Origin of the sequence: Streptomyces sp. B6B3, assembly GCF_039871525.1 — a bacterium.
GTDB lineage: Bacteria > Actinomycetota > Actinomycetes > Streptomycetales > Streptomycetaceae > Streptomyces.
In genome coordinates, this window is the sequence record NZ_JBDPLU010000063.1 from 1 (window position 1) to 1,665 (window position 1,665).

At 69.6% G+C, this 1,665-nt stretch carries 2 protein-coding genes; one reads left to right on the forward strand and one right to left on the reverse strand.

What is annotated here, in order from left to right:
- Nucleotides 1–267 precede the first annotated feature (267 nt).
- Entirely contained in the window at nucleotides 268–1,059 is a 792-nt protein-coding gene (locus ABGB06_RS39345; RefSeq protein ID WP_347600535.1) for an IS5 family transposase, read from the forward strand.
- Here ABGB06_RS39345 and ABGB06_RS39350 read toward each other — a convergent pair.
- The gene (locus ABGB06_RS39350; RefSeq protein WP_347600538.1) at nucleotides 1,016–1,552 is read right to left on the reverse strand and encodes a hypothetical protein; all 537 of its coding nucleotides are present in this window, start codon (nucleotides 1,550–1,552) and stop codon (nucleotides 1,016–1,018) included. The two genes, ABGB06_RS39345 and ABGB06_RS39350, sit on opposite strands and share 44 nt — an antisense overlap.
- Between the last annotated feature and the right edge of the window lie 113 nt (nucleotides 1,553–1,665).

Sequence of the window (1,665 nt, forward strand, 5' to 3'; positions counted from 1 at the left end):
AGTAGCTGTTGTCGTTCCGATCGTGAGGGTTGTGCGTCGAACGAGAGTCTCGATCGGGTGGTCGCAGCTGGCGGCGGGCATGAAGACAGGGCCTCTTGGTAGCTCGGGGTTGCGAAGCCAACCGAGATCCAGGAGACCCTGTTGCCGCAGTTGTACGTGCTCGCGCCGGTCGAGTTCAACCCGGCTGCCCCGACGTGTGATTGTGTCGCTCACCGGTTCGGGAATGCGGCCGATCACCCGGAACGTGTTCGACGGTATCCCTCGGACATGACGGACGCGGAGTGGGCCGTGGTCCGGCCGCTGCTGCCGGTGCCGGCCTGGCTGCGCGGCCGGGGCGGGCAGCCGGAGGCGTACTGCCACCGGGCGATACTCGACGCGATCCGCTATCTGGTCGACAACGGCATCAAGTGGCGGGCGATGCCCGGGGACTTCCCGCCATGGGACCGGGCATACGCATTCTTCCGCCGCTGGCGCGACCAGGTGCTGGTCAGGGAGTTCCACGACCGGCTGCGTGATCGGGTACGGCAGAAAGCGGGACGGGATGCGCAACCCACGGCCGGCGTGATCGACTCGCAGTCCGTCAGGGCGGACGCGGTCGTCGGTGCGGACAGCCGCGGCTTCGACGGCGGCAAGCTGGTCAACGGCCGCAAGCGGCACGTGGTGGTCGACACGCTCGGCCTGCTGCTGGGCGTGATGGTCACTGCCGCGGACACCGGCGACCGCACCGCCGCGCAGGTCCTGCTGCGACAAGTCGCCGACGCGCACCACCTGCTGGCCCTCATCTGGGCCGACGGCGGCTACACCGGCAGCCTCGTGGAGTACTGTCTGGCCGCGCTCGCGCTGGTGCTGGCGATCGTCAAGCGTAGCGACGGCCAGAAGGGGTTCGTGGTGCTGCCCAAGCGGTGGATCGTCGAGCGGTTCTTCGCCCACCTGATGCGCACCCGCCGCCTGGCGCGCGACTTCGAACGCCGCACCACCAGCGCCGAAGCGATGATCTACTGGTCGATGACACTGCTCATGACCCGCCGCCTGGCCCGGCCGCGCCCGCGGCCGTCGTGAACCGGCCCGGCGCCGGCTCGGCCAGCCAGCCACGCGCGACCAGGCGTTTCGCCTTCGACCGCAGCGCCTCCACCCGCGCCGGCACCACGTCCATGCCGAACAAGACGGCCATCTCCTGGCAGGTGGCCGGCCCTCGACCGAGCCGGACACGCTCTGTGAGGGCCTGCTGGATCCGCTGGTAGTCCACCGACAGCACCGCCCAGGAAAGGCCCTCACGCCACACCGGCACCTGCGACTTCGGCTTCGCCGCATCCCGGGGCACCGACGGTACGTCCGCACCCCGCGGGTCCAGGGCGACCTCCGTGGCGGCGGTGCTGCTGACGTCCGGTGCCAGCACCGTATCGACCCGCCTGCGCGCGATCGCCCACTCCTGCCATTCCTGCTCGGCTGCGGCCAGCTCGGCCTGGATGCGATCGGCCTCCTCGCGCAGCCCGTCGACTCGACGGCGAGCTGCGAGCTCGTGCTGTTCCAGCAGACCGACAACCGACGGCATCCGCGACCTCCCGGGGAGCGACGACACGACAGGCCACCACTCCCACGGAATCACAGACCCTATGCCTGAACAGCGAAAACGCCGTCCTCAAGTCCGGAAAGACAACAGCTACT